The organism is Blastomonas sp. (assembly GCF_046294995.1).
Lineage (GTDB): Bacteria > Pseudomonadota > Alphaproteobacteria > Sphingomonadales > Sphingomonadaceae > Blastomonas.
The window spans coordinates 39,644-66,634 of sequence record NZ_JBKBOG010000014.1 but is presented as its reverse complement, the minus strand read 5'-3'; the positions used below and the strand labels follow the sequence as shown (position 1 = coordinate 66,634).

Below are 26,991 nucleotides of genomic sequence, written 5' to 3'. Positions count from 1 at the left end.
CCGGAGAACAGAAGTATTGTCGGTGGAGGTAGCGCGCACGTCCCTCGACTTCGCTCGGGACAGGCGGGGTAATTTGTCGTCCCTTCGTCATTCCCGCGAACGCGGGAATCCCGCTTTAGCGCTGATGTTGGCGAAGAAGCGGGACCCCCGCCTTCGCGGGGGTGACGAGTTAGGGCTAGTTTACTTCCGCATCCAGATGCGCACGGATCGCCTCCAGGCTCTCGTCCAGATGGCTGAGCATGAACAGATGCCCGCCATCCTCGATCACCTTGAGCTCGGAGTTGCGGATCAGCGCCTTGAGGATCTGGCCATTGACCACCGGGACGATCTGGTCGTCGCCGCCCATCAGGATCAGCGTGGGCTTGCCCAGGAAGGGCAGGAACGGCGCGCTGGTCCAGCCGATCATCGCGAGCAGCTGATAGAAATAGCCGGTCTTGGAAGGCGCAGTGATGCGTCCGGTGTGGCCCGTGGCGCCGTCGGTCGAGCCGCCATAGAGCGTCGCGAAGTGCTTCTCCATGTAGCTGGGGTCGATATAGCGGCGCGGGTCGGCCATCTTGCTGAGCGCCGAGAGCTTGCCGGGCACCATCACCATGCCGGCGGTGGTCGCGGCGAGCACCAGGCGGTTGACGCTGCCGGGATGCTGGAGCGCGAAATGCTGCGCCATCGCACCGCCCCAGCTCACCCCCATGACATCGACCGTCTCGATCTCGAACTGCTGCAGCAGCAGCCAGGCGCAGCGCGCCATCAGGAACGCATTGTACGGCACCTTGGGATCGGGCGATCCACCGATGCCGGGCATGTCGAAGGTGATGAACGGGCGATCGGAGAGCTGTTCGGCAAATGGCGCGACCGCTTCCATATTGGCGCCGATGCCGTTGAAGAACAGCAAAGGCGGCTTGGTCAGCCCCTCGTCAAAGCGCCACCGCGCCACGCGCAACGTGCGCCCATCGGCCACCTCCATGGTGATTTGTGGCATGGTGATTTCGGGGCCCGAGGGCGTTTGGAGCTTGGGTTTGCTGGCCAATGCGAATTCCTGTCGGTTGAGTTCAGTGTCTAACTAAATCCTGCCCTGCAAGGGGAGGGGGACCACGAAGTGGTGGAGGGGTGACCCCCTATCGCCAGTGCTGACACCCCTCCGTCTGGCTACGCCAGCCACCTCCCCTTGCAGGGGAGGATTTCAAATCTGCTTCACTCCAGTACATACAGACCCGGCGCAGGTTCCAGCGCGGGGTGCTTCTTGCTGCCGGTGGCCGCAGGCGCAGCCACCTTGTCGCCCGAGCGCGCCTGCAGCCATTCCATCCAATACGGCCACCAGCTGCCCTTGACCTCTTCGGCCTTGGCCAGCCACGCATCGACGTCCGCCGGGGTCTTGCCCGCCTTGGTCGGGGTGTTGCCTTTCATTCGGAAATACTTGGCCTTGGGGTTGGTCGGCGGATTGAGGATCGCCTGCATATGCCCCGATTGCGACAGCACGAAATCGACGTTCTTCGATCCGAACAACTGCGTCGAGCGATAGCATGCGCGCCATGGGGTGATGTGATCGGTCACCCCGCCCAGGATGAACAGGTCGTTGGTCACCTTCGACAGATCGATCTTGTGATCGACCATCTCGACCTCGCCCTTGCGGGTAAAGGCGAGCGTCTCGAAGATGGTGAGGAAATCGCCCATCAGGCTCGCCGACAGGTTGGTGGCATCGGCATTCCAGAACAATACATCGAACGCCGGCGGGTCCTCGCCCATCAGATAGTTGTTGATGACATAGTTCCAGATCAGGTCGTTGGGCCGCAGCCAGGCAAAGCCGCGCGAAAGGTCGCTGCCCTTGATCACGCCCTTGCGCGCCGCGCGCTGCTTGGCGAGCGCCAGGCCGTTGTCGCTCATCAGCGATCCGGCCTCGATATCGGTCTGCTTGGGGTGCAGCACGCACACCATGAGTGTCACCGCGCCGATGCGATCGTCGCCCGATGCCTTGAGCTTGGAGAGCAGCATCGCCAGCGTCTGCCCGCCCGAACAGCCGCCCGAGACATTGACCTTCTTGGAGCCCGTGATCTCGCACACCACGTCGACCGCGCGCGTGCACGCGGCGATGTAGTCCGCCATCGCCCAGTGGCCATGCTCCTTTTGCGGATTGCGCCACGAAATCACGAAGGTCTGGATGCCGTTGTCGACCTGCCACTTGACCACCGATTTCTCGGGCGACAGGTCGTTGATGTACATCTTGTTGATCTGCGGCGGGATGGTCAGTTGGGGGATCGCATAGACCTCGTCGGTGGTTGGCGCGTACTGGACCAGCTCCATGATCTCGTCGCGATAGACGACATTGCCTTTGGAGGTCGCGACATTCTCGCCGATAGTGAACGGCTTCTTGTCGACCTGGCTGACCATGCCGTCGTTGTACACCATGTCATTATAGGCGTTTTTCAGCCCCTTGAGCAGCGATAGCCCGCCCGAATCGACGATCCGCTTCTGCGCCATCGGATTGCCCAGCAGCGTGTTGGTGGGGGCCAGCGCGTCGATGATGATTGCGGAGATGAAGTTGGCGCGGTCGCGCTCGATCGCATCGAGCTCGAGCTCCTCGATCCAGCTCTTCATGCCCTTTTGCACCGCCATGTAATATTGCGCGCCCGCCTTGAAGAACGGGTTGAACCGCCACGCGGGGTCCATGAAGCGCTTGTCCTTGGGGTCGGGGGCAAGCTCGGACTGGCCGGTCATGATCTTGACGACATCCTCGGAGAAGGATTGCGCGTGGCGCATCGTTCGTGCCGGGTCGCTCGCGGTTTCGCGCAGCAGCAACCCGATCGCGCCGACAAAATCCTCGCGCGCCAGCCCCATCAGGGGTCCCAACGCGGTGGTGTGCTGCGCTGCCTCTTCGACCAGATTGGGGGCGTCGTCTGCCATATGCTCTCTCCTCCTCGAAGCTTGCCGCCCCGTTCATGCAGGGTCGGTCGCAAGGGCATCGTATAGAGAGCGGGCGGCCTGCACAATGGCCGCCGCAAGCGGTCAGATCAGGGCGTCAATCTGGGTCGCAAGGTCGATGTCGCGCTGCGAAAGGCCGCCTGCATCGTGCGTGGTCAGCAGGATTTCGACGCGGTTGTAGACGTTCGACCATTCGGGGTGATGATCGGCCTTTTCGGCCAGGATCGCGACGCGGGTCATGAAGCCGAACGCCTCGACGAAATCGGTGAACTTGAACGTGCGGGTCAGCCCGTCGCGCAGCGGCTCGGGCGTCCATTCTGGCAGCGCGGAAAAGGCGGTCGTGCGTTCGACGTCGGTGAGTTTGGTGACCATCGCTCGTGTCTCCTCTTGGCAGCGGGCGGCAATTGCGCCTATCTGCGGATCAGATGGCGCAAGATGCTGCACAAACCAAGGACTTTGACACGGATGCAGCGCTGGAATGCACCGGCCTTGGCTGTGTGCGCGGCGGGCGAATGCTGTTTCGTGGCGTCTCGTTCGCACTGACCGGAGGCGAGGCGCTCCATGTTACCGGCCCCAATGGCCTGGGCAAGTCCAGCCTGATCCGGGTGCTCGCCGGGCTGCTGCCGGCCTATGCTGGCGAGGTGAAGACCACGGGGCGGATGGCGCTGGCCGACGAGAAGGTGGCGCTTGATCCGGGGCAACCGCTGGCGCGCGCGCTCAGCCATTGGACCCGGCTCGACGGCAGCGCGGATGCCGATATCGCGGGAGCCATGGCCGCAGTAGATCTGCCGCATCTCGCCGATGTGCCGGTGCGGTTCCTTTCGACCGGCCAGCGCAAGCGCGCGCTGCTCGCGCGGATCAGCCTGTCGCGCGCGCCGATCTGGCTGCTCGACGAGCCCGCCAACGGCCTCGACACCGCGTCGATCGCGCGGCTGGGCACGCTGATGGCGGCGCACAGGGCGAACGGCGGGATCGTGCTTGCCGCCTCGCACCAGCCGCTGCCGCTCGATGGCGCGCGGACGCTGCCGCTCGCCGATTTCGTGCCCGCCGCTGTGGACGAGCCCGCATGATCGCAGCCCTAGGCACGCTGATCCGGCGCGAACTGATGCTGGCCTTCGGGCTGGGCGGTGGCACGCGTGGATCGGCTGGCTTCATCATGCCGATCATCTTCTTCCTCGCGGTGGCGACGATCTATCCGTTCGCGGTCGGGCCGGATGCGCAATTGCTCGGCCGCACCGGGGGCGGGGTGATCTGGGTGGCGGCCCTGCTCGCAAGCATCCTGCCGATCGACCGGCTGGTGCAGGCCGATGTCGACCAGGGGATGATCGACCAATATGTCGTGCGCGGGATTTCCGAAGAGCTGATCGCGCTTGCCAAGACCATTGGCCACTGGCTGAGCTTCGGCCCGCCGCTGATGCTTGCTGCGGTAATTTCCGCCGGGCTGCTGGGGCAGACATCCGAGCAATTGCTAACTATCGAGATCGGGCTCGCCTGCGCGACGCCTGCACTGGCGGCGCTGGGGGTGATGATCGCTGCGCTGACCTCAGGCCTGCGCCATGGCGCGGCTCTGGGCGGATTGCTCTTGCTGCCGCTGGCAGTCCCTTTGCTGATCTTCGGCGCCGGGAGTCTCGCGCCTGGGAGCCAGAACGGTTTGCTGCTGCTGGCCGCGGCCAGCCTGTTGCTCACCGTCATCTGCCCGATCGCCGCCGGTGCCGCGATCCGCGCCGGGCGCGAATAGGCCGGATCGAGCCTAGCGGCAGGCGCTCCAGCCCATCGCGCCGCGATTGGCGAGGTCGAAATGGAAGTGATCCTGATGCGCGGCGTTGTAATCGGGTGACAGCGTGGTCGAGAACAGGTCGCACGCGCCATCGCGCACCCGCCGCAGGAACAACGCCTTGTCATCGCCGCCGAACCAGTCGCCCAGCACCGACACGCGCCTGCCGTCCTCGAGCACGAAGCCGCTGACATCGAGCGCGTTGGCAGTGGCGTGCTCGCTCCAGGAGCCTTCGCTGCGGCCATACATCCGCCGGCATGAGTAACTGCCGAAGTTCTCGATCCGGCTGACCTTGCTGCCAAGGATGTCCTGTGCCGCCGGCTGCACGACCTGCGCCTGCCAGATCAGCAGGCCAACCGCCATCGGGCACGATGGCGCGACCGAGGCGGGGGCAAGCGGCAGCAGCGGCTGGCCCGACGACGCGCGCACCGCATCCTCGACCCGGCACTGGTCCGCGCCGAACGGTTCTGCGGGCGTGAACTCCAGCCCCGAACTTTCCAGCAGCGCCATGCACTCCTCGCGATCTTCGGAGAGCTTCACGATCTTGCGCCCGGTCGACATGCCGATCGGCTCGCTCAGCGATAGCGGCGTCCATGGCAGATCCTGGCGTCCCGGTTTGAGCCAGGCGAACAGCACCAGCAACGCGAACGCGATGATGGCGAGCCAGACCAGCCGCCGGGCCAAGCGTACGAGTCGGGGGCCAATGATGTTGGGAATGCGCATATGTTCACCCTAACGCAGGCAAGCGGTGAATGGATGCAGTGCGCACGTTACCTGCAGGGTAATTGTTCCGCCGCGACGGTATGGCGTAGCTCGAAGCCAGGATGCTCAGCGGGAGATAACGACATGAACGGCAAATGGCAGGCGCAGATGCAGCTCTGGTGCGGCGCGGTAATGGTTTTCGGGCTGGTGCTGATGGGCGGTGCTTTCGAGGCAACCAGCGCCGGGGTGAGCGCGCTGTTCGCGATCCTCGATGGCCCCGGGCCGATGACTTGGGATCCGGTGCTGCGCTTCTCCCTCGCGCTGATGGGTGCGGTGACGCTGGGCTGGGGCGCGACCGTGCTCGCGGTGGTGCGCGGCACTGGCGACATGGCGAGCGCGCAATCGCTGGCGCTGTGGCGCGGGATCACCGCCGCCTTGTTGTTGTGGTATGCCGTCGACAGCGGCCTGTCGGTCGCGACCGGCTTCTGGCGCAATGCGCTGTCGAACACGGTGCTGATCGGATGGTACCTGCTGTTGGTGGCGCGCCACCCGGCGCGGGCGCGGCAGGGGCAGGCGGCGCGGGCGTGACGGGGCTGTAACCTGGTTTTCGAAGGCTCAACCTCGACGGCAGCTCTCGGTGCTCAGCTTTATGACCGCGAATGGCGAGAAGTGGGTGGTTTGCTGACACCACCTAGCGCAATCAGGCCGTTTAATACGGGAAGCTTCGAGAAGTGCCCCTTCTAAAAAATAGATAGAAGACGCTGGCTAGGCCAATGACTTGTGCGAGCATGAACCAAATAACCAGACCGAGCGATAAGTCAGCGTAGTGCTGCGCCCCGGTCATGTTGACACCGAGAATGAAGGCGAAGCCAGCAATTGAAGCTGGATAATCAGGGAGAAAAAGAGAACCTGTCCAACGTGCGAGATACGCACCTGTCAGGATACCCAATGGGATGATGGCGGTGATGATACCTAGAACAAAAAACGACATTTTGCGGTGCTCACACACGGAACTGGTCATCAGGGAGATAACGCAAGGTGGAACAACCGCAATGGGATCGACATGAGAAGTTCGGCTTTCGGCACTAAACCCCGCCGAAGCTGCCCGACGGGTATCGGGATCGCGTCAGGCTTTCGGGAACGGTTCAAGCTGGGTGGAAAACGGACGGGCCGCTTCCGCTTGAATACTGGCTCAATCTGGAGTTCACTGGCGGGCAGGAGGCAAGTCAATGTGCGCAGATGAGAAAAGGATATGGTTCCGGGTTAAACGCCACGGCTATGGCGTCGGCCTTCCCGTCGCATGGGAAGGGTGGTTGGTTCTGGCCCTATACATCGCAGCGGTCACGCTTTCAGCGGTGATATTCTCCGAAACGATTTCACTGATAGTCTTGGTCGTTTTGACCCCCATCGTTGTCTGGCTGGCTTATGTGCATTCCGACGCTGAGTGGCGCTGGCGTGATGGCAGTTGAAACTTGCGACTGAACGCCCGACTTGGGGTCGTTTCGAGAATGGCGTCATTTCTTCAATCGAGGGCCGCACAACGCGGCCAGGGCGCGGGCAGGGCAGGCGGCGCGGGCCTTAAACCTTCTCCCTTGATGGGAGAAGGATACGAAGCCTCGCCAGCTTGCTGGCTAGGCGCAGTTGGATGAGGGTGATCTGGGCGAGATGGCGTTCTGCTTGCGCGTCACCCTCTCCCAGCTTCAGCCAGGCAGCAAGCTGCCAAGCTTTCGCAACCCTCTCCCGTCAAGGGAGAGGGGAAGGGGTCATGGGCGATGGTAAAAAATCAGAACTGCATCTCGTCATAGATCCGGCTGAGGTCGCCGCCCCATTCGCCGTGGTACTTGGCGAGCAGGTCTTCGGCAGGTGTGCGGCCACGGGCGACGGTGTCGCGTAGCGGTTCGAGGAAGCCGGTTTCGTTGTCGCCGCTTGAGTTGGTGCGCGCGCGCGCGGCAAGGCCTGACGAGGCGATGTCGAGCACTTCGGCGGCGATGTCGAGCAGCTTGCCGCCGCCTGCGATCGGCGCGTTCAGGCCCATCTTCGGCACCGAATCGCGCAAGGTCTGGCGTTCCTCGATGGTCCAGCCTTTGACCACATCCCACGCCGCATCGAGCGCGGTCTGGTCGTACAGCAGGCCAACCCACAGAGCGGGCAGCGCGCAGATCTTGCTCCACGGTCCGCCATCGGCGCCGCGCATCTCGAGGAAGCTCTTGAGGCGAACCTCGGGGAAGGCGGTCGAGAGGTGGTCGTTCCAGTCGCTGATCGTCGGGCGCTCGCCGGGGAGCGCAGGCAGCTTGCCATCAAGGAAATCACGGAAGCTCTGGCCCGCCGCGTCGATATAGAGGCCATCGCGGAAGACGAAGTACATCGGCACGTCGAGCATGTATTCGACATAGCGTTCATAGCCAAAGCCATTCTCGAACACGAACGGCAGCATGCCGGTGCGCGCAGGGTCGGTGTCCGACCAGATGTGGCTGCGGTACGAGAGCATGCCGTTGGGCTTGCCCTCGGTGAACGGCGAGTTGGCGAACAAGGCGGTCGCCAGCGGCTGCAGCGCCAGCCCGACGCGGAACTTCTTGGCCATGTCGGCCTCGCTCGAATAATCGAGGTTCACCTGGATGGTGCAGGTGCGCAGCATCATGTCCAAGCCCATCGTGCCGACGCGCGGCATATGGTTGAGCATGATGCCATAGCGGCCCTTGGGCATGATCGGCAGCTCGGCGCGGGACTTGTCGGGCCACATCCCCATGCCGAGGAACCCGGTGTTGGTCTTCTCGCCCACGGCCTTGACCTGCGCGAGGTGGCGTCCGGTTTCGGCGCATGTCTGGTGCAGGTTTTCGAGCGGCGCGCCCGACAGTTCGAGCTGTCCGGCGGGCTCAAGGCTGACGGTGCCATCGGGGCCACGCATCGCGATGACGTTGCTGCCGCCCGCCGGGGTCAATTCCTCGACAGGCTCCCAGCCGAACTCGGTCATCGACATCAAAAGATCGTGGATGCCGCCGGGTTCGTCATAGCTCGGGGCGTGGCGATCGGCGCGGTTGAACACGAACTTCTCGTGCTCGGTGCCGATCCGCCAATCGGCCTTGGGCTTTTCGCCCGCGCGCATCGGCTCTGCCAGCTGCGCAATCGAGGTGATCACGGGCTCGTCCTGGCCGGTGGAAGTACGTGTGCTCATCGATGCGCCCTGAACCCTGATATGTCTGTTGTCGCTGCCTTTAGTTGCGGGATGCAACCCAAGCCAGCGCTAATTGTGTAATGGGGTGGATAGCCCGGCTTTCAAGCGGCCCAGTCCCCCGCAGCCGCCATCCACACCGCGGTCGCAGCGATCGCGGCGGTCTCGGCGCGCAGGATTCGCGGGCCGAGTGAAACAGGAACCGCAGCGCGATGGCTGCGGATCGCGGTGTTTTCGCCATCGGTAAAACCGCCCTCGGGGCCGATCAGCACCGCTGCCGGGCCGGGATGACGGGCGAGGGCCTGGGTCAGCGCAACGCCGCCGTCTTCGTGCAGCCGTTCATCGGCAAAGAACAGATGACGCCCTTCTGGCCAGGATTTGAGCAGCGCATCGAGCCTGGTCAGCGGTGCGATCTCGGGAAGCGCGGTGCGCTCGCATTGTTCGGCGGCCTCGATCATCGTGCCGCGCAGCCGGTCGTCCTTGACCTTGTCGACCACCGCACGATCGGTCAGCACCGGCACGAAGCGCGCAACGCCCAGTTCGCAGGCCTTTTCGGCGAGAAAATCGAACCGCGCCTTCTTGATCGGTGCGGCGCACAGCCAGAAATCGGGAACCGCCTCGCGCGGGCGCAGCAGGCTTTCGATCGTCAGCGTCAGGTCGCGCTTGCCGCGCGCACTGACCGTGGCGAGATATTCACCGCTGATGTCGTCGAACAGCTTGACCGCAGCGCCTTCGGCCAGCCGCATGACGTTGACCAGATAGTGCGCCTGTCCGCCCTCGATCCGCAAGGATGCGCCAATGGCGAGCGGCTGATCGACGAACAGACGAGGGGCAGAGCGCGGTGGCCAGGCGGGGGTAGCAGTCATGCACCTGCCTTATCGCGATGGCGTGGATGGGTCCAGCGCACAGCGAGCGGACCATCGCACAGGCATGTGCGGGCGACCGGTGAAGCGCAAGCGCGCGGATATGGGGGGGGGGAAGGTATAAGCCCGGGCGCGATGAGAAGGGGGGAGGATCGCGCGCCCGGGCTCATGTTTGTTAGGACGACATTTCGAGGGGGGGCTTGGTCTGTCGTCCTGAATGAAAAACCAAGATCGCGAAAATTGGTTCCGAGAAAAAATGCGGGCGTCATTATTTTTTTGGGGGCAGCAAACCATCGCACCGGCAGCCGTTCGGCAGGCACAAAAAAACGGGGCCAAAAGACCCCGTTTCCTTGATTCAGTGGATCAGAGCGATCCAACCAGTCTGATCGAAATCAGGGGCTGGTGGGGGTGTCGCTGTCCTGGTCGGCAGCGATCACGATGCCGCCGATGATGGCAGCAGCAGCGATAACGCCGATGATGATTCCGGTGCCGCCAGCAGCTTCGCTGTCTTCGGTCGAAGTCGAGGTAACGCGCTGTGCGCTGGCCTGGGCCAGTACCGGCGTCGCCGCGATGGCGAGTGCAGCAAGAGCAGCTGCAGCAATACGATTCTTCATTATAGCCTCCGTCACGTCTTAGTTCAGTGCCCCTAACCCATTGGGAGTTAAGGATTTGCAACCCGTTGCGAGAAGAGTCTTTTATAGGCTCTTCCCCGCGCTCAATCCCCAACTAGGGTTAAAGTTCCTGCCTTGCAAGGCACAAATCCGGCGCACCGCATTCCAAAAAGGCTTTTGTCGCAGCCTGTTGCATGCGGGCAACGAATGTTTGCCAACCCGTTAACGATGCCGAGGCAGGATGCTAGCGGCTACCCCGCGCCTCATAGCGCCGCACACCGCCGACCCAGGTCTCCACCACCTTGGCGTTGCGCAGCTCGCCCGGGCTGCTCATCAGCGGATCGACATCGAGCAGGATGAAATCCGCGCGCATGCCTGGCTGCAGCATGCCGAAGCGCTCCTCGGCAAAGCCTGCATAGGCCGCACCGCGGGTAAACGCGTCGATCGCCTGAATGCGGCTGAGCCGTTCCTGCGGCTGCCAGCCACCGAAAGGCTGGCCATCCGGTCCCTCGCGGGTGATCGCGGCTGCAAGGCCGGCAAACGGGTCGGGCGATTCGACCGGGGTGTCGGACCCGAACGCCAGCGGCACCTTGGCATCGAGCAGCGTCTTCCACGCATAGGCACCGGTCAGGCGCGAGGGGCCGAGCCGGGCTTCGGCCATCTGCCGGTCGGAGATCTGGTGTACCGGCTGCATCGAGGCGATGATGCCGTTCTTGGCGAAACGGGAAATATCGACCGGATCGATGATCTGCGCATGCTCGATCCGCCAGCGCCGGTCACCCTTGTAGTCCTTGGCGAGTTCCTCGATCGCCGACAGCGCCTGCGCGTTGGCGCCGTCGCCGATCGCGTGTGCGGCGATCTGGAAGTCGTCCATCGCAGCGCGGCTCATCATGTTGAGCAACTGCGTGTCGTTGACGAAGCTCAGGCCGCGTTCGCCGGGCTTGTCGGCGTAATCCGCCTTGAGCAGGGCGCCGCGCGATCCCAGCGCGCCATCAAGATACAATTTTACCCCGTTAAGCCGCAGCCGGTCGTCATACAGCCAGGGCGTGGGGCGCGGGCCTGCGATCGCGACCATCGAATCGATCCCGCCGGCATAGGCCATGATGCGCACATACAGCCGCCTCTCGTCGCCCGCGCGGCGGTAGGCCTGCCAGTCTTCGATCGTGGTGCCCATATCGGCGATCCCGGTGATGCCCAGCGTCAGCAGATGGTCCTGCGCCGCGATCAGCGCCGCATCGCGATCGACCGCGCGCGGGGCAGGGACCGACTTTGACACCAGAGTCTCGGCGGCGTCGACGAAGACGCCCGCAGGCTTGCCGCCGATCCGCTCGACCCGGCCACCCGGGGGATCCTTGACATCGGGCTTGACGCCTGCCGCCTGCATCGCGGCGCTGTTGGCCCAGCCGGCATGGCCATCGACCCGTTCCAGCCAGACCGGACGATCGGGCACGACCGCGTCGAGATCGGCCGCAGTGGGGAAGCGGCCAAGGCCCCATTTCTCCTGGTTCCACCCGCGCCCGATGATCCACGGCCGCGAAGGATGTTCGTCGGCATAGGCCTTGATCAGGCCAAGCGCCTCTTCGAGCGAGCGGGTGCCCGAAAGATCGAGCGTCAGCAGCGAGAAACCCAGCCCCATGACATGGCCGTGCGCATCGATGATGCCAGGCATCAAGGTGCGTCCGTCGCCGTCAAGCTTGTAGTCGAGCTTTTCGGGGCGCTTGTCGCGGCGCTGGAGCAGCGTCTTGACCTTGCCGTCGTCATCGATGACCAGCCCGGTGAAATTGACCACCTTGCCCTTGGCATCGAGCGTCATGCCGTTGACGTTGTCGATCAGGCCATCGGCAAGTGCGGGGACTGCAGCACTGGTCAGCAGCGCGGTGGTGAGCGCGAGCGCGCGCAGGGTCCGGGCGATCACTTGCGCGGCAACCTGCGAACGAGGGCGCTGGTGTCCTGTCGGCCCGCCCCCAGGTGCTGCGCCTCGGCGAAAAACTGGTCGAGCAATGCGGCAACGGGGATCGATGCGCCGTTGTTGCGCGCCTCGTCGAGCGCCAGCCCCAGGTCCTTGCGCATCCAGTCGATGGCGAAGCCGAAGTCGAAGCTGTCCTCCGACATCGTCTTCCAGCGGTTGTCCATCTGCCAGCTCTGCGCCGCGCCGCCCGAGACCGCGGAAAACACCTTGTCGAGATCGAGCCGGCTCGCCTGCGCAAAGCGCATCGCCTCGCTCAATCCGCCGAGCACGCCTGCGATGCAGATCTGGTTGACCATCTTCGTCGTCTGGCCGTCGCCGGGCCCGCCGACATGAACGATCCGCGAGGAATAGCTCTGGATGATCGGCCGCGCAGCCTCGATCGCTTCGGGCTTGCCGCCGCACATGATCGCGAGCGTGCCGTTCTCGGCTCCCGCCTGGCCTCCGGTGACCGGTGCATCGACGCACAGGATGCCCTTGGACTTGCCTTCGACCGAAATCTGCCGGGCGATGGTCGCCGAGACCGTGGTGTGATCAATGAACACCGCGCCGCGCCTCAGCGTATTGAACGCGCCCTGGCGGCCCAGCACGACCTGCGCCAGGTCATCGTCGTTGCCGACGCAGGTGATCACCGCGTCCATGCCGTCTGCCGCCTCCGCCGGTGTCGCGGCAACCCGTGCGCTTTGCGCTAGCGCGGGGTTCGCCTCGAGCCAGCTCTGCACCTTGGCCGGGCTGCGGTTGTACAGCGCCAGAGAGTGTCCGTGGTTGCCCAGATGCCGCGCCATGGGGCCACCCATTACGCCGATACCGATAAATGCTATATTTGCCATAGCGGTGCCTTAACGGATGTTTTCAATCCGCGCCATATCGGTTAGGTGCCGCAGCCGACATGAACAGCCCGCACCCCCAGCTCACCCTCGAGACCATCCGCGCCGCGCACACCCGCATTGCCGGATCGATCGTCCGCACCCCCACTTTGGTGAGCAGGACCCTGTCGGCGATTACCGGCGCGACGGTGTATCTGAAGTTCGAGAACCTGCAGTTCACCGCAGCCTACAAGGAGCGCGGCGCGCTCAACTTCCTCAGCCAGATGAGCGACGAGGCCAAGGCCAAGGGCGTGATCGCGGCCTCTGCGGGCAACCATGCGCAGGGCCTGGCCTGGCACGGCACCCGGCTGGGCGTTCCGGTGACCATCGTGATGCCCAAGCCCACGCCGACGATCAAGGTGCAGCAGACCGAGGCGAACGGCGGCAAGGTCATCCTGTTCGGCGAGAAATACGACGATGCCTATGCCCACGCCCGCGAGCTCGAGGCGACCGAGGGCCTCACCTTCGTCCATCCGTTCGACGATCCGGTGATCGCATCGGGGCAGGGGACGGTGGCGATCGAGATGCTCGAGGACGCGCCCGAGATCGACCATTTCATCATCCCCATCGGCGGCGGCGGCCTGTTTTCCGGCATGGGGACCGCAGCGCGCGCGCTCAAGCCCGGGATCAAGCTCACCGGGGTACAGGCCAGGCTCTATCCCAGCATGTACAACACCGTGAAGGGGACCGAATTGCCCTGCGAGGGCGATACGCTCGCCGAAGGCATCGCGGTCAAGCAGCCGGGCAATTTCACCCGCGAAATCGTCCGCGCGCTCGCCGACGACATCGTGCTGGTCACCGAACCCCAGCTCGAAACCGCGGTCAGCCTGTTGCTGCAGATCGAAAAGACCGTCGCCGAAGGTGCAGGCGCCGCAGGGCTTGCCGCCTTGCTCGCCGAGCCCGAGCGCTTCGCCGGGCAGACCGTGGGCGTGGTGCTGTGCGGCGGTAACATCGACACGCGGCTGCTCGCCAACGTGCTGCTGCGTGACCTGGCGCGCTCGGGCCGCCTCGCGCGCCTGCGCATCGCGCTGCAGGACCGCCCCGGCGCGCTGTTCAAGGTGATGCGCCAGTTCGACGCGCACCAGGTCAACATTATCGAAATCTACCACCAGCGCGTCTTCACCAACCTGCCCGCCAAGGGGCTGATCACCGACATCGAATGCGAAGCCCGCGACCGCGCCCAGCTCGAAGCCCTGATCACCTCGCTCAAGGCGAGCGGCTACGACGTCGGCCTGGTCGAGGTGGCGTAGGGGGGCAACCCCTGGGAACTTCGCTGCTACTCGCCTCTCCCTTGATGGGAGAGGCAGTGAGACTTGGTGGCTTTGCCACCTAGTCGCAGCGGTGAGGGTGATGGTGCGGCTGTCACCGACGCACAATCCGGAGACATCACCCCCATCCAACCCTCACCCATCGAGGGGGAGGGCTATGAAGCACCCCTGCAAGGATCAGTAGATCTCCGGAGGCCCGGATTCAGTATGAATCCTTCCTTTCTCCACAGCCACACACGGTCTGCCGTCAAATTGACTCGACTTGGCGCTGCTTAACCACGAAAGTTGGTTAACAGCCTTGGCGGCGCTGCGGCTTATCGACCATACCGGGTCGGGGCATTTCCCGCATGATTGGCACCAGACACAAGGACCGTTGGCCCAGTGAGCGCACCGGCACGTTTTCCCCGATTCTTCGTGACCAATCCTGGTCCTTGCCCGTATCTGCCGGGCAAGAGCGAGCGCAAGGTGTTCACCGAGCTCAGCGGTCCGCACGCCGATGAGTTGAACGATGCGCTCAGCCGCATCGGCTTTCGCCGCAGCCAGAACGTCGCCTATCGGCCCAGTTGCCTCGATTGCCGCGCCTGCGTTTCGGTGCGCGTGGTGGCGGAACAGTTCACGCCCAATCTGGGCCAGCGCAAGCTGCTCAAGCGCAACCGCGATCTCATCGTCTCCGCCTGCCGGCCCTGGTCGACGCAGGAGCAGTTCGATCTGTTGCGCCGCTACCTCAAGGCGCGTCATCCCGGCGGCGGGATGTCAGAGATGGACGACATGGACTATGCCGACATGGTCGAGCATTCGCCGGTGCGCAGCTATGTCATCGAATATCGCGAACCCAATCCCGATGGCAGCGCGGGCAAGCTAGTCGGCGCGTGCCTGACCGATCAGCAGGGCGATGGCCTGTCGATGATCTACAGCTTCTACGAGCCCGATCACCCGACGCGGCGCGGGCTTGGCAACTATATCATCATGGATCACATCCAGCGCGCGGCGCGGGCGCGGCTGCCTTATGTCTATCTGGGCTATTGGGTAAAATCTTCGCCGCGGATGCAGTACAAGATGAAATACCAGCCGCTTGAACTGCTTGGACCCGATGGATGGCACCCGTTCGACCTTGAACGCGACGCAGGCGACGTCTAGACGTTTGCTGCAGCATCGGGAACACAGCCCGGGCGCGTTGAAGGCATATGGTTGATGAGTCTGGCTGATCGCGCGCGCCTTGCCACGGCCTGGACACTGGCTTTGCTGGCTTCAGGCATGGCAATGCCCGATCCTGCGCGCGCGCAGGCGCAAGGCCCCGGCGGGCAGGCGAACGCTGCCGGGCAGACGCAAGGCCCTGCCGGGCAGGCGGACGCTGCCGAGCCGGTCCCCCTGCCTGTCCCGATCACTCCCGAGACAGCCAGCCCCGAACCCACCGCGTCCGAACCCACCACCCCCGAGCCCTTCGACCAGCCGCAGCTCGACGATCCGCTGGCGATCGATCCGCTCGCCCCGCTCGATCAGTTGCCGGGGATGGAGGTCGATTGGCCCGAGGGCGGCGACATCCCCGCATGGCCCGGTGAATTTGCGACCGAGGACGCGCTGATTGCTGGGGCCCAGACCGCCGACACCCAGACCGCCGACACCCAGGCCGCCGACACCCAGACAGCCGATTTGGCCGACAGCGCCAACCCGGACAGCGTCGCGACCAGGGTCGACGACGTCCGCGACGGTCTTGCCAGCGCGGTGCCCGGGGTCGATGCCGCAGCCGGCGAGCAGGAGACTGCGTCCGAAAGCCGCCGCGCGGAGCGCCAGGCCGAACGCCAGGCCACCCGCGCCGATCGCCAGGCCACCCGCGCCGACCGACAGGCGCTGCGTGCGATCGACGATGGCGACGTGCGCTACCGCGTGATCGTCAACTTCCTGCCGTCGCAGGAACTCGATGCGATCGATCAGGGGGATTTCACCGCACGCTTCCGCGCGCTATCGACGCTGGAAAGGCTGGCCGACGAAGATGCGAACCTGGCGCAGGTCAACCGGCGCGCGCGCGACGACCGGGATCTGCTCGACACCATGATGCACGTCTACGGCTTTTACGATGCCGATGTGCGCAATTCGGTCGCGCGGATCGAGGGGCAGGAGCGCGTTGCGCTGACCTTCGATATTGCCGCCGGGCCGGTCTATACGCTCAGCGCGATCGATCTGGCGGGGCTCGATGCCGTCGGTGTCGACGTGCCCGCAGCGCGGCAGGCCTTCGGGTTGAAGGTCGGCGACCCGGCCAATTCGGACAGGATCGTCGCCGGGCGGCTGGCGCTGCTGACCCGGTTGCTGGAGACGGGCTTTGCCTTTGCAGAAACCGGCGAGCCCGATCTGCTGATCGATCACGAGGCGCGCAGTGGCGCGCTGACCGTGCCGGTGACGCCGGGCGGGCAATATCGTTTCGGCGCAATCGTCACCGACGACGACAGGCTTTTCGGATCGCGTCACCTGCAACGGATCGCACGGTTCGAGCCGAAAGAAATCTATCAGGCGTCGGACGTCGACGATCTGCGCCGCGCGATCCTGGCGACGGGACTGGTCTCCACCGTCACGCTGAAGCCGGTGGCGGTGACCGAGCCGCAGGGGACCGAGCCGGGAGTCGTCGACATCGCGGTCGAGACGGCGGCGGCACCGCTGCGGACGATAGCGGGCGCATTGGGCTATGGCACCGGCGAAGGCCTGCGCGCCGAACTCAGCTGGGAACATCGCAACCTGTTTCCGCCCGAGGGGCTTGTCCGCGCGCGCGCCGTGGGCGGCACCCAGGAGCAGTTGATCAATCTTGTCTTCCGCCGCAACAACTTCAGGACCCGCGACCGCGTGCTGACAGCGCAGGTGCTCGCCAGCGACACCAATCGCAACGCCTTCGAGGCGCGCACCTTTCTGGTCGCGGCATCGCTCGAGCGGCAGACCAACCTGATCTTCCAGAAGAAATGGACATGGTCGCTGGGTGCCGAGCTGGTGCTGTCCGACGAACGCGACAGCAGGACCCGCATCGTCGGTGGTGCGCGGCAGACTTTCTTCATCGCCGCATTGCCGACATCGCTGACCTATGACGGCAGCGACGATCTGCTCGATCCCAAAAGTGGATTCAGGCTGGGCGGGCGCGTTTCGCCCGAATACTCGCTTCAATCCGGCAGCCGCGGCTATGGCCGGTTCCAGATCGACGGCAGCTTTTATCAGCCGGTGTCCGACCGGGTGGTGATGGCGGCACGCGTGCGGCTGGGCAGCACGGTCGGCGCCGACCGTTTCGATATTGCGCCATCGCGGCGGTTTTATGCCGGAGGCGGCGGATCGGTGCGCGGCTATGGCTTTCAGCGGATCGGCCCGCGCGATGGCAACGACGATCCGATCGGCGGCAACAGCCTGGCCGAGTTCTCGCTCGAGGCGCGGGTGCGCTTCGGCGATTTCGGTGTCGTGCCGTTCTTCGACGCGGGCAACGTCTATGCCGGAAGCACGCCCGACTTCAGCGGCCTGCGTTACGGCGCGGGCATAGGTGTGCGCTACTACAGCAGCTTCGGCCCGTTGCGCGTCGATGTCGCGACGCCGCTCAACCGCCAGACCGGTGACAGCCGCATCGGCGTGTATATCTCGCTCGGGCAGGCGTTCTGATGGCGGACGAACCCGTCGCCATGCCCGACGAGGCGGTCGCGCCAGCACCGCGCAAGCAGGTGCGCTGGGTGCGCGGCCTGTTGCTGACGGTGCTCGGGCTGGCATTGGCGCTCGGCGCGCTGGTGCTGTCGCTCGACACCGGGCCGGGGCGCAGGTTCCTGGCCGAGCAGATCGCCGGATACGAGCTCAAGTCCGGGCTCAAGCTGCGCGTTGCGCGGATCGACGGGTCGATCTTCGGCCGGGCGGTGCTGCGCGGGGTGGAGGTATCCGACACCAAACGCGTCTTCCTCACCGCATCGAGCGTCGATCTCGACTGGCGGCCGGTCAGCTTCCTCGCCAACCGGCTAGACATCCGCAATATCGTCATCCGGCGCGGCGAGCTGCGCAGCCTGCCCGAACTGCGTCCCGGCGACCCCGATGATCCGCTGCTCCCGGCCTTTGATATCCGCATCGACCGGCTGCGCGCCGACGGCTTCGTCATCCGCGATGGCATCGCCGGCGCGCGCCGGGTAGGCAATGTTGCAGGCAAGGTCGATATCCGATCGGGCCGGGTGCTGGTCGATGCGCGCGCGGCGCTAACCGACGGCACCGACCGGCTGGCGGTGGTTATCGATGCGATGCCCGACCAGAACCGGCTGATGATCGATGCCGATGTCAACGCGCCTGCAAATGGCGCGATTGCCGCGATCGCGGGGCTGAGCCAGGATCTGACCGCTTCGATCAAGGGCCGCGGCGACTGGGATTTCTGGCAGGGCAAGCTGGCCGCAACGCTGGGGCAGGCGGAACTGGCGGCGCTCGATATCGACCAGCGCGAAGGCAATGTGCGGATCGGTGGCTATGTCCGCCCGGCGCCGCTGATCGGCACCCAGATGGCGCGGGCGCTGGGACCTGCGGTCGGTGTCTCGGCGCGCGGTACGCTCGATGCGCGGGTGCTCTCGGGCACGCTGGCGCTGGCAGCGCAGGCGGGCACCCTCAACGCTGACGGCGCGATCGATCTGGGACGCAACCGGTTCGACAGCGTCGAAGTCGTGGCATCGCTCACCCGGCCGGAGCTGCTGGTCGCGGGGCTGGACGCGCGCAACCTGCGTGGTTCGGTCACGCTCGATGGCGCCTTCGGGCGTCTCACCGCACCCTATCGGCTGACCGCTGCCCGGTTGGCGCTGGCGGGCGTCAGCGCCGATACGCTGGTGGCGGAAGGGACGCTGACCCGGGCGGGTGAGGACTTTACCATCCCGGTCAAGGTCCGCGCCGCGCGCGTCGTCACCGGCAATGCTTATGGGGACCGTCTGGCGAGCGGACTGGTCGGCGAAGGCGTGGTGCGGATGCGTGACGGGCAATTGAGCAGTGACCCGATCCGGCTTGCCAGTCGCGCGTTTACCGCTCTGGTCCAGCTGTCGGGCAGCGCCCAGCGCGGACGCTATCTCGCGGTCGCTGATGTGCGGCTTCCGGCCTTTGCCATCGAGAATGTCGGCGATGCCGATATCGACGCCAATGTGCGCCTCGCCTTTGGCGGCGGGCCGGGCTGGGATCTGCTCGGCGACGTCCGCGTGCTGATGCGCAGCATCGTCAACGAGACCGTGGTGACGCTGATCGGCCCTGCGCCGCGCTTTGCCAGCAAGTTCAGTTTTGGCGCAGGCCAGCCTTTCGTGCTGCGCGATGCGAGCCTTGCCGCCGAGAAGCTGGCGCTGCTGGGTGGCGGACGGGTCGAGCCCGATGGTCGCATCGTGCTGCGCGCCAGCGGGCGTCATCGCGACTACGGGCCGCTCGACGTCAGCGCGGATTCGATCCGGGGCGATACGCGGGCGGTGCTGACGCTCGACGACCCGTTGCCTGCATTGGGCGTGAGCGATCTGCAGCTGGCGCTGGGCACCGTTCCCGATGGCTTTTCGGTCGATGTCACCGGCCAATCGACACTCGGCCCGCTGGCAGGCGAAACCCGGATATTCGCACGCGAAGCTGGACGCACGCTGATCGAGATCGAGCGCTTCACGGTGTCCCAGGCGCTGTTTGCAGGCGATCTCTTCGCGACCCGTCAAGGGGTCGAGGGGTCGCTTACCGTCTCGGGCGGCGGCATCACCGGCAATGTGACGCTCGATCCGCGGGGGCAGGGCCAGGGGGTCAAGGCGCTGCTCGATCTGGCCAATGCGCGGTTCGATGGCGATGTGCCGATCACCATCAACCGGGGCGCTGTAGAGCTTGATGCGTTGTTTGCGGAAGGGCGCAGCACCGTCACCGGTGCGATCCGCGCACAGGGCATCGGGCGCGGGCCTTTGTTCATCGGACGGCTGGCGGCGAACGCGAACCTCGTCAACGGCGAGGGCCGGGTGACGGCCTCGCTGACGGGCAGGCGGGGCAGCAATTTCGATCTGCAGACCAACGTCCAGATTGCGCGCAACGCGCTGGTGATTGCGGGCAATGGCCAGTACGGCAACCGCCGCGTGCGGCTGGTGAACCCGGCGCGGCTGGCGAAGCTCGAGGATGGCGGCTGGCGTCTGGCACCTGCGGTGCTGCGCGTCGGGCGCGGACGCATCGGCGCGCAGGGGCGGTTCGGCGGCGGGCTGACCGATGTCACCGCGCAGTTCAACACTGTGCCGATGGCGCTGTTCGATGTCGCGGTGCGCGAACTCGGTTTTGGCGGCAACGCGTCGGGCACGCTCAGCTATCGCCAGGCCGCTGGCGGCGTGCCCACCGGCAAGGCCAGCATCAAGCTCGACAATCTGACCCGCACCGGCTTGATCCTGAGCTCGCGGCCTGTCGATATCTCGGCCAATGTCGCCCTCACCGCCGATGCCTTGGCGATGCGTGCGGTCATCGCCGAGCAGGACAAGACCGTGGGCCGGGCGCAGGCGCGGATCAGCGCGCTGCCTGCGGGGTTCGATCTGTTCGGGCGGCTGCAACGCGGCAATCTGGCGGGGCAATTGCGCTTCAATGGCCCAGCGGATTCGCTGTGGCGGCTGCTGGGGATCGAGGCGTTCGATGTCACCGGGCAGGTCGGCGTTGCGGCGGACATGTCGGGCTCCTTGCGCGATCCGCGCATCAACGGCGTGCTGGCGACCAGGACCGCGCGGCTCGAAAGCGGGCTGTCGGGCACCATCATCACCGACATCGTCTCGCGCGGACAGTTCAACGGATCGCGGCTGACCTTCTCGGGTTTCACCGGCAAGGCCGGGCCGAACGGCACGATCTCGGGATCGGGCTATGTCGATTATGGCGGGCTGTTCGCTTCGCCCTCGCAAGGCGTCGCGGTCGAGATCAGGGCCACCGCCAAGAACGCGCTGCTGGTCAACCGCGACGACTTCGGCGCGACGGCGACCGGGCCGCTGACCATCTCGTCGAGCGGTACCGCAGGGACGCTGGGTGGCGATGTCGTGCTCAATCGTGGGCGGTTCAGGCTGGGGCAGTTCAATGCCGCGCAGGCGCTGCCGATCATCAACATCCGCGAAATCAACCGCCGCGCCGACGAGGCGCCGCGCCGCCAGCGTCCGGCGATCTGGCGCTATGATATCAAGGCGCGCGCTGCCAACCAGTTCACCGTCACCGGGCTTGGCCTCAACAGCGAATGGGGCGCGGATGTGACGCTGACCGGCACCGTCGATGCGCCGCGGATCACAGGGCAGGCCGATCTGGTGCGCGGCGAGTACGAGTTCGCCGGACGCGAGTTCGATCTGGCGCGCGGGCGCATCAATTTCCGCGGCGAATCGCCGCCCAACCCGTCGCTCGATATCGCCGCTTCTGCCAACCTGTCGGACCTCAACGCCACGATCAACGTGCGCGGCACCGGGTTGGCGCCCGAGATCAGCTTCACCAGCACGCCGGCGCTGCCCGAGGAGGAACTGCTCGCGCGGCTGCTGTTCGGATCGTCGATCACCGACATTTCCGCGCCCGAGGCGGTGCAGCTGGCGGCGGCCTTGGCATCGCTGCGTGGCGGCGGCGGGCTGGACCCGATCAACGCGCTGCGCGGGGCGATCGGGCTCGACCGGTTGCGGATCGTCGCGGCGGACCAGACCACCGGCCAGGGCACCAGCATCGCGGCGGGCAAGTACATCACCCGCAACACCTATGTCGAAATCGTCACCGACGGGCGCGGCTATTCGGCGACGCAGATCGAATTCCAGATCACGCGGTGGCTGTCGCTGCTGTCGTCGATCTCGACGATCGGGCGTCAAAGCGCCAATGTGCGGGTGTCGAGAGATTATTGAGGTGGCGGTGTAAAGCCCCTACCACCTCCGCTCAGCCTGAGCCTGTGGAAGGCCCCGCGTAGACGGCGGCCCAAAGGCGGGGCCGTCGACACGCTCCGGCTGAACGGGGCTGGGTGATATCGAACATTCAAATCGGAGAGGAAACCGTGTGCGGACGATCAAATGGGGCGCCAAATGGGGTGCGATTGCACTGGCGCTGGTGCTGCTCGGCATCCGGCTCGCCGATGATGCTTCGGTGGCGGCCATGGTGAACCAGGCGGACGCCACCCCGATCATGCAGTGGCCCGATCTGCTCGATCAGCCGCGCCCTGCAGCTGACCGGACGCTGACCTATGGTGAGGACCCCTTGCAGGTGGTCGATCTGTGGCTGCCCGAGGGCAAGGGGCCGCATCCGGTGGTGGTGATGATCCATGGCGGTTGCTGGCAGACCGAAATCGCGACCCTCGATATCATGAACTACATCGCGGCCGACCTACGCGACGAAGGTATCGCGGTGTGGAACATCGACTATCGCGGCGTCGATCGCGGCGGCGGCTATCCCGGCACCTATCAGGATGTCGGCGCGGCAGCGGACATGCTCGCGGCCCAGGCAAAGGCGCTCAACCTCGATCTCGGCACCACGATCGCGATGGGCCATTCGGCGGGCGGGCATCTGGCGCTTTGGCTGGCGGCGCGGCAGGCTTTGCCTGCAAGCGAACCGCTACGGGGCACGACCCCGCTGCGCATCGACGCCGCGATAAGCCAGGCCGGAATCGCCGATCTGCGCGCGGCGATGCAGCGCGAGGGCCATGCCTGCGGCACGCAAGCTCCCAAGGCCATGGCGGGTGACGCCTTCGCGCTGACCTCGCCCCCCGAAATGCCGGTGAGCAAGGCGCTGCAGATCCAGTTCCACACCGACAAGGACCGGATCGCGCCGCCCGAATATGCGCACACTTATGCCGCCGACATGAAGAAGCGCGGCGTCACGGTCGAAACCCATGTCCACGGCCCCGAAGGCCATGTCGAGCTGATCGCTCCTGCCAGCCGCAGCTGGGCGGCGCAGAAGGCGCGGATCAAGCAGTTGCTGGGTGCGTCATGAGCGCATCTTTTCCGCCGCTGTCCGAGGCCCAGGCCCGCGATGCCGCCGATCCGCTGCGCGGTTGGCGCGAGCGGTTCGTGATCCCCGATGGCGTGATCTATCTCGACGGCAATTCGCTGGGTGCACTGCCGCGCGCGACCGCCGACCTGATGCGCGATTGCACCGAGCGGCAATGGGGCGAAGGGCTGATCCGCAGCTGGAACGATGCCGACTGGATCGGCGCGCCGCGCCGCATCGGCGACAAGATCGCGCAGCTGATCCGCGCCGCACCCGGAGAGGTCATCGCCTGCGATTCGGTGACGGTGAACCTCTACAAGCTGATGATGGCGCTGCTCGCCTCGCGTCGTGAAACCGGAGGCCAGGCCAGGACCATCCTCACCGAGAGCGGCAATTTCCCCACCGACCTCCACGTCGCCGCAGGCGTGGCGCAGCAGTTCGGGATGACCCTGGATGCGGTGTCGCGCGATGCGATCGCCGAGCGGATCGGGCCGGACACCGCGCTGATCGTGCTCACGCACGTGCACTACAAGACCGGCGAGCGGTTCGATATTGCCAGCGTCCAGGCGCTGGCCGATGCGCACAATGTGCCGCTGATCTGGGACCTGTCGCATTCGATCGGCGCGGTGCCGCTCGATATGGGCGCCGATGCGGCGCGCTTTGCGGTGGGGTGTGGCTACAAATACCTCAACGGCGGGCCGGGCGCGCCGGGGTTCGTGTATGTCGCAGCCGAGGCGCTCGAGTTTCTCGGCTCGCCGATCCAGGGCTGGATGGGCCACGCAGCGCCGTTTGCGATGACCGATGGCTATACGCCCGCGCCGGGCATCGAACGGTTCCTTGCCGGCACACCGCCAATGCTGTCGCTGCTCGCGCTCGAGGGCGGGGTCGATCTGATGCTCGAGGCTGACGGTCCGGCGCTGTGGAACAAGTCGCAGGCGCTGTTCGATTTCCTTGCGCAACAGATGGCGGCGCGATGTCCTCAGCTTGCGCCGATCACGCCCGAACGCGCCGATCAGCGCGGCAGCCATGCAAGCTTCGTCCATCCCCATGCCTGGCCGATCAACCGTGCCTTGATCGAAGCGCGGGTGATCGGCGATTTCCGTACGCCCGATGTGCTGCGCCTGGGGCTGACGCCGCTGTATCTTGGGTTTGCCGACGTCTGGACCGCGGTCGATCGTCTGGCTGCGATCATGGCGGACGGTCGCTGGCAGCGCAGCGAATACAGCGCCGCCAGCAAAGTCACCTGAAATCGGGCGAAACCATCCCGCCATGATGAACGTTATACAACAAGCGGGCCATGGTGCCGCAACGGCGGGGGCCCTATCATCCAGCTGACAACCCAATAGCTGACAAGCCAATATCGGCAAAACAATAACAAGGAGAGAGAGACATGAAGCGCCTTCTGGCTTGCCTCGACGTATCCCATTACTCGCAAAGCGTATGCGAACACGCCGCCTGGGCCGCGACCCGGCTCGATGCTGCGGTCGAACTGTTGCACGTCATCCAGCGTAACGCTGCCGAAGACGTCCGCCAGGAGCTCGGCGATACGATGGATTTGGCCAGCAAGCCGGGCCTGCTTGATGAAATCCTCTCTCTCAAGGTGGCCGAAGGACGGCTGGCCGAGCGCCAGGGAGAACTGCTGATCCAGGCGGCCACCGATCAGCTTCGCAAGCTGGGCATAACCAACGTCGAGGTCACGCAGCGCGAAGGCGGGATCGTCGAGACGATTACCGAGCGCGAAGTGCTCAGCGACATCGTCATCATCGGCAAGCGGGGCGCGCAGGCCAACTTCGCCAAGGGCCATCTGGGCAGCAAGGTCGAGCGGGTGGTTCGCCAGAGCCAGAAACCGGTGCTGGTCGCGACCCGGGTGTTCAAGCAACCCCAGCGTATCGCAATCGCGTTCGACGGTGGTCCTTCGAGCAGAAAGGCGCTCGAATACGTGTCGAGTTCACCGCTGTTCGGCGGGCTCGACATCGATATCGTGCTGGTCGGCAGCTACACCGACAAGAATGCGGCCCATATCGACTGGGCGCAGAGCCAGTTTTCCGGAAGGCCCGGGGTCAAGGCGATCCAGCGCGAAGGCTCGGCCGATGGCGTGCTGCAACAGCTCGCCCTGGAGCGCGCGATCGATATGTTCGTGATGGGTGCTTATGGCCAGAGCCCGCTGCGCCGGATGCTGGTCGGCAGCACCACGACGCAGATGATCCGTTCGGGCCAGATGTCGGTGCTGTTGTTCCGGTAAGATTTTCGATGATAGCTGATTGCTCTCTCTCCCCTTCAGGGGAGAGACGCGAGACTTGGCGGCTTGCTGCCTTAGTCGCAGCTGAGAGGGGCCAGCGGAAATACATGCCCCTCTCCCAACCCTCTCCCCTGAAGGGGAGAGGGCTGTTTGCGAGCGGCAAATCCTGCTCGTGACTCCAGATAATTTCAGCCCTAGCACTCAGTCCTTCAGCTCAGCAGCAACCAGGTCGCTGATCCCCGACACCACCCTGGCGATGCCCTGTGGATTGGGGTGGACCCTGTCGGGCAGCATCAATTCGGGATCGGTGATCACGCCGTCGAGGAAAAACGGATAGAGGTCTGCGTCGTAGGTCTCGGCGAGATCGGTGAAGATCGTGTTGAACCGGCCCGCATAATCCTGGCCCAGATTGGGCGCGGCGATCATTCCGGTCAGCACCACGTCGATGTCGCGCTTCTGCAGTTCCTTGAGCATCGCTTCCATGTTGCTGCGCGTCTGGTCGGGGCTGATCCCGCGCAGCATGTCGTTGCCGCCGAGCCCCAGGAGGACGAGGTCAGGCTTGCGCGGCAGCCCATCGAGCGCGAACGCCAGCCGCTGCAGGCCGGCTGCGGTGGTATCGCCCGAGACCCCGGCGTTGTGGACCGAGACGTTCAGGCCCTTGGCCGCCAGCGCCTTTTCGAGCTGCGCGGGGAAGCTTTCGTCCTGCTTGACGCCATAGCCCGCGTACAGGCTGTCGCCGAAAGCCATCACCAATTTGGTGTCGGCATTGACCGCGGCATTCGCAGCAGGCGCGTCTGCGCGTTCGACCGACGGCGCCGTGGCTTCGTCCGACGGCTGCGAACATGCTGCGGTGCAATGGACAAGCGCCAATGCTGCCCCATATAAGATGAAGTTCCGACCCAAAGCGAAAGCCCTTTCATTTCATGCCTGACAGCCAGACGCGGCCTCATATTGCCATTGCCGCCCGCAATGTCACCCTCTCGCTCGGCGAAAGCGGCAACCAGACCCAGATATTGAAGGGCATCGACCTCGAAATTCCGCTCGGCCAGTCGGTCGCTTTGCTCGGCCCCTCGGGATCGGGCAAGTCGTCGCTGATGGCGATCCTCTCCGGGCTGGAACGCGCGACCAGCGGCGAGGTGACCGTCGCCGGGCTCGATTTCGGGCCGATGGACGAGGATGGCCTCGCCAAGGCGCGGCGCGGGCGCATCGGCATCGTGCTGCAGGCGTTCCACCTGCTGCCGACGATGACCGCGCTCGAGAACGTCGCGGTGCCGCTGGAGCTGGCAGGGCGCGACGATCCGTTCGGCACCGCCGCGCGCGAGCTCGAAGCGGTTGGGCTTGGCCACCGCGTGACGCATTACCCCAGCCAGCTTTCGGGCGGCGAGCAGCAGCGCGTGGCGATCGCGCGCGCGATGGCGCCGGGTCCGGACATCATCTTTGCCGACGAGCCCACCGGCAACCTCGACGGCACCACCGGCGATGCGATCATCGACCTGCTGTTTGGCCGCCAGAAGACCAGCGGCGCGACATTGCTGATCATCACCCACGACCCTGCGCTGGCGACGCACTGCGACCGCGTGATCGAGATGCGCGACGGGCTGATCATCGCCGACCGTGCGGGAGGGGCTGCGTGAGTTTTAATTCTTCGTCATTCCCGCGCACGCGGGAATCCCGCTTTTGCCTCAGCAAGACGCGGGAGTAACGGGGGCGCGGGGAAGGGGG

General features: G+C 65.3%; 22 protein-coding genes. 11 read left to right on the top strand and 11 right to left on the bottom strand.

The features are described 5' to 3' along the window. Window positions 1-175 precede the first annotated feature (175 nt). The 3 genes from ACK4R0_RS13780 to ACK4R0_RS13770 all read right to left on the bottom strand — a co-directional run bounded on the left by ACK4R0_RS13780 (window position 176) and on the right by ACK4R0_RS13770 (window position 3,285). Window positions 176-976: an alpha/beta fold hydrolase gene (locus ACK4R0_RS13780; RefSeq protein WP_409674998.1), complete on the bottom strand. Its 801-nt coding sequence runs from the start codon at window positions 974-976 to the stop codon at window positions 176-178. 212 nt (window positions 977-1,188) lie between these two features. Next, window positions 1,189-2,895 carry a PHA/PHB synthase family protein gene (locus ACK4R0_RS13775; protein WP_409674995.1) on the bottom strand — a complete coding sequence of 569 codons (1,707 nt, stop codon included), beginning with the start codon at window positions 2,893-2,895 and terminating at the stop codon, window positions 1,189-1,191. A gap of 102 nt (window positions 2,896-2,997) precedes the next feature. Beyond that, complete coding sequence (locus tag ACK4R0_RS13770) at window positions 2,998-3,285, bottom strand: 4a-hydroxytetrahydrobiopterin dehydratase (RefSeq protein WP_409674992.1); 288 nt, start codon at window positions 3,283-3,285, stop codon at window positions 2,998-3,000. 53 nt (window positions 3,286-3,338) lie between these two features. Here ACK4R0_RS13770 and ccmA point away from each other — a divergent pair, with 53 nt between their 5' ends. Next, on the top strand, window positions 3,339-3,983 hold the full coding sequence (gene ccmA, locus ACK4R0_RS13765; protein WP_409674989.1) for a heme ABC exporter ATP-binding protein CcmA: 645 nt from the start codon (window positions 3,339-3,341) through the stop codon (window positions 3,981-3,983). Beyond that, window positions 3,980-4,651, top strand: a complete 672-nt coding sequence (locus ACK4R0_RS13760) for a heme exporter protein CcmB (protein ID WP_409674986.1) — start codon at window positions 3,980-3,982, stop codon at window positions 4,649-4,651. Before ccmA ends, ACK4R0_RS13760 begins: the two co-directional genes overlap by 4 nt. A 12-nt stretch (window positions 4,652-4,663) precedes the next feature. On the opposite strand, the gene ACK4R0_RS13755 is transcribed toward ACK4R0_RS13760, so the two are convergent. Next, the gene (locus tag ACK4R0_RS13755; protein WP_409674983.1) at window positions 4,664-5,410 is read right to left on the bottom strand and encodes an extensin family protein; all 747 of its coding nucleotides are present in this window, start codon (window positions 5,408-5,410) and stop codon (window positions 4,664-4,666) included. Between the two features lie 123 nt (window positions 5,411-5,533). Between ACK4R0_RS13755 and ACK4R0_RS13750 the strand changes: the two genes are divergently transcribed. Then, window positions 5,534-5,977 (top strand): hypothetical protein, encoded by a 444-nt coding sequence (locus ACK4R0_RS13750; protein WP_409674980.1) that lies wholly within the window; start codon window positions 5,534-5,536, stop codon window positions 5,975-5,977. A gap of 121 nt (window positions 5,978-6,098) precedes the next feature. Here ACK4R0_RS13750 and ACK4R0_RS13745 read toward each other — a convergent pair whose 3' ends face one another. The 6 genes from ACK4R0_RS13745 to ACK4R0_RS13720 form a co-directional block, all read right to left on the bottom strand. Then, the gene (locus tag ACK4R0_RS13745) at window positions 6,099-6,410 is read right to left on the bottom strand and encodes a hypothetical protein (RefSeq protein WP_409674977.1); all 312 of its coding nucleotides are present in this window, start codon (window positions 6,408-6,410) and stop codon (window positions 6,099-6,101) included. A gap of 762 nt (window positions 6,411-7,172) precedes the next feature. Then, entirely contained in the window at window positions 7,173-8,561 is a 1,389-nt protein-coding gene (locus ACK4R0_RS13740) for a glutamate--cysteine ligase (RefSeq protein ID WP_409674974.1), read from the bottom strand. A gap of 101 nt (window positions 8,562-8,662) precedes the next feature. Further along, window positions 8,663-9,424, bottom strand: a complete 762-nt coding sequence (locus ACK4R0_RS13735) for a 16S rRNA (uracil(1498)-N(3))-methyltransferase (RefSeq protein ID WP_409674971.1) — start codon at window positions 9,422-9,424, stop codon at window positions 8,663-8,665. A gap of 389 nt (window positions 9,425-9,813) precedes the next feature. Beyond that, on the bottom strand, window positions 9,814-10,035 hold the full coding sequence (locus tag ACK4R0_RS13730) for a hypothetical protein (protein WP_409674968.1): 222 nt from the start codon (window positions 10,033-10,035) through the stop codon (window positions 9,814-9,816). Window positions 10,036-10,276: 241 nt separating this feature from the next. Continuing rightward, on the bottom strand, window positions 10,277-11,947 hold the full coding sequence (locus ACK4R0_RS13725) for an amidohydrolase (protein WP_409674966.1): 1,671 nt from the start codon (window positions 11,945-11,947) through the stop codon (window positions 10,277-10,279). After that, window positions 11,944-12,828, bottom strand: coding sequence for an NAD(P)-dependent oxidoreductase (locus ACK4R0_RS13720; protein WP_409674963.1), 885 nt, complete (start codon window positions 12,826-12,828; stop codon window positions 11,944-11,946). The genes ACK4R0_RS13725 and ACK4R0_RS13720 overlap by 4 nt, the downstream gene beginning before the upstream one ends. A gap of 59 nt (window positions 12,829-12,887) precedes the next feature. Between ACK4R0_RS13720 and ACK4R0_RS13715 the strand changes: the two genes are divergently transcribed. From ACK4R0_RS13715 to ACK4R0_RS13685, 7 genes are all read left to right on the top strand, one after another. Further along, window positions 12,888-14,114: a threonine ammonia-lyase gene (locus ACK4R0_RS13715; protein WP_409674960.1), complete on the top strand. Its 1,227-nt coding sequence runs from the start codon at window positions 12,888-12,890 to the stop codon at window positions 14,112-14,114. A 399-nt stretch (window positions 14,115-14,513) separates the two neighbouring features. Beyond that, the gene (locus ACK4R0_RS13710; protein WP_409674957.1) at window positions 14,514-15,269 is read left to right on the top strand and encodes an arginyltransferase; all 756 of its coding nucleotides are present in this window, start codon (window positions 14,514-14,516) and stop codon (window positions 15,267-15,269) included. A 54-nt stretch (window positions 15,270-15,323) separates the two neighbouring features. Beyond that, the gene (locus ACK4R0_RS13705; protein WP_409674954.1) at window positions 15,324-17,756 is read left to right on the top strand and encodes a BamA/TamA family outer membrane protein; all 2,433 of its coding nucleotides are present in this window, start codon (window positions 15,324-15,326) and stop codon (window positions 17,754-17,756) included. After that, the gene (locus ACK4R0_RS13700) at window positions 17,756-21,955 is read left to right on the top strand and encodes a translocation/assembly module TamB domain-containing protein (RefSeq protein WP_409674951.1); all 4,200 of its coding nucleotides are present in this window, start codon (window positions 17,756-17,758) and stop codon (window positions 21,953-21,955) included. Before ACK4R0_RS13705 ends, ACK4R0_RS13700 begins: the two co-directional genes overlap by 1 nt. 148 nt (window positions 21,956-22,103) lie before the next feature. Further along, window positions 22,104-23,033: an alpha/beta hydrolase family protein gene (locus ACK4R0_RS13695; protein ID WP_409674948.1), complete on the top strand. Its 930-nt coding sequence runs from the start codon at window positions 22,104-22,106 to the stop codon at window positions 23,031-23,033. After that, window positions 23,030-24,277 carry a kynureninase gene (locus ACK4R0_RS13690; protein WP_409674945.1) on the top strand — a complete coding sequence of 416 codons (1,248 nt, stop codon included), beginning with the start codon at window positions 23,030-23,032 and terminating at the stop codon, window positions 24,275-24,277. Before ACK4R0_RS13695 ends, ACK4R0_RS13690 begins: the two co-directional genes overlap by 4 nt. 143 nt (window positions 24,278-24,420) lie before the next feature. Next, entirely contained in the window at window positions 24,421-25,272 is an 852-nt protein-coding gene (locus ACK4R0_RS13685; RefSeq protein WP_409674942.1) for a universal stress protein, read from the top strand. Window positions 25,273-25,470: 198 nt separating this feature from the next. On the opposite strand, the gene ACK4R0_RS13680 is transcribed toward ACK4R0_RS13685, so the two are convergent. Then, a complete protein-coding gene (locus tag ACK4R0_RS13680) occupies window positions 25,471-26,139 on the bottom strand; it encodes an arylesterase (protein ID WP_409674939.1) in 669 nt (222 codons plus the stop codon). Between the two features lie 53 nt (window positions 26,140-26,192). Between ACK4R0_RS13680 and ACK4R0_RS13675 the strand changes: the two genes are divergently transcribed. Further along, on the top strand, window positions 26,193-26,903 hold the full coding sequence (locus tag ACK4R0_RS13675) for an ABC transporter ATP-binding protein (RefSeq protein ID WP_409674936.1): 711 nt from the start codon (window positions 26,193-26,195) through the stop codon (window positions 26,901-26,903). Window positions 26,904-26,991 lie beyond the last annotated feature (88 nt).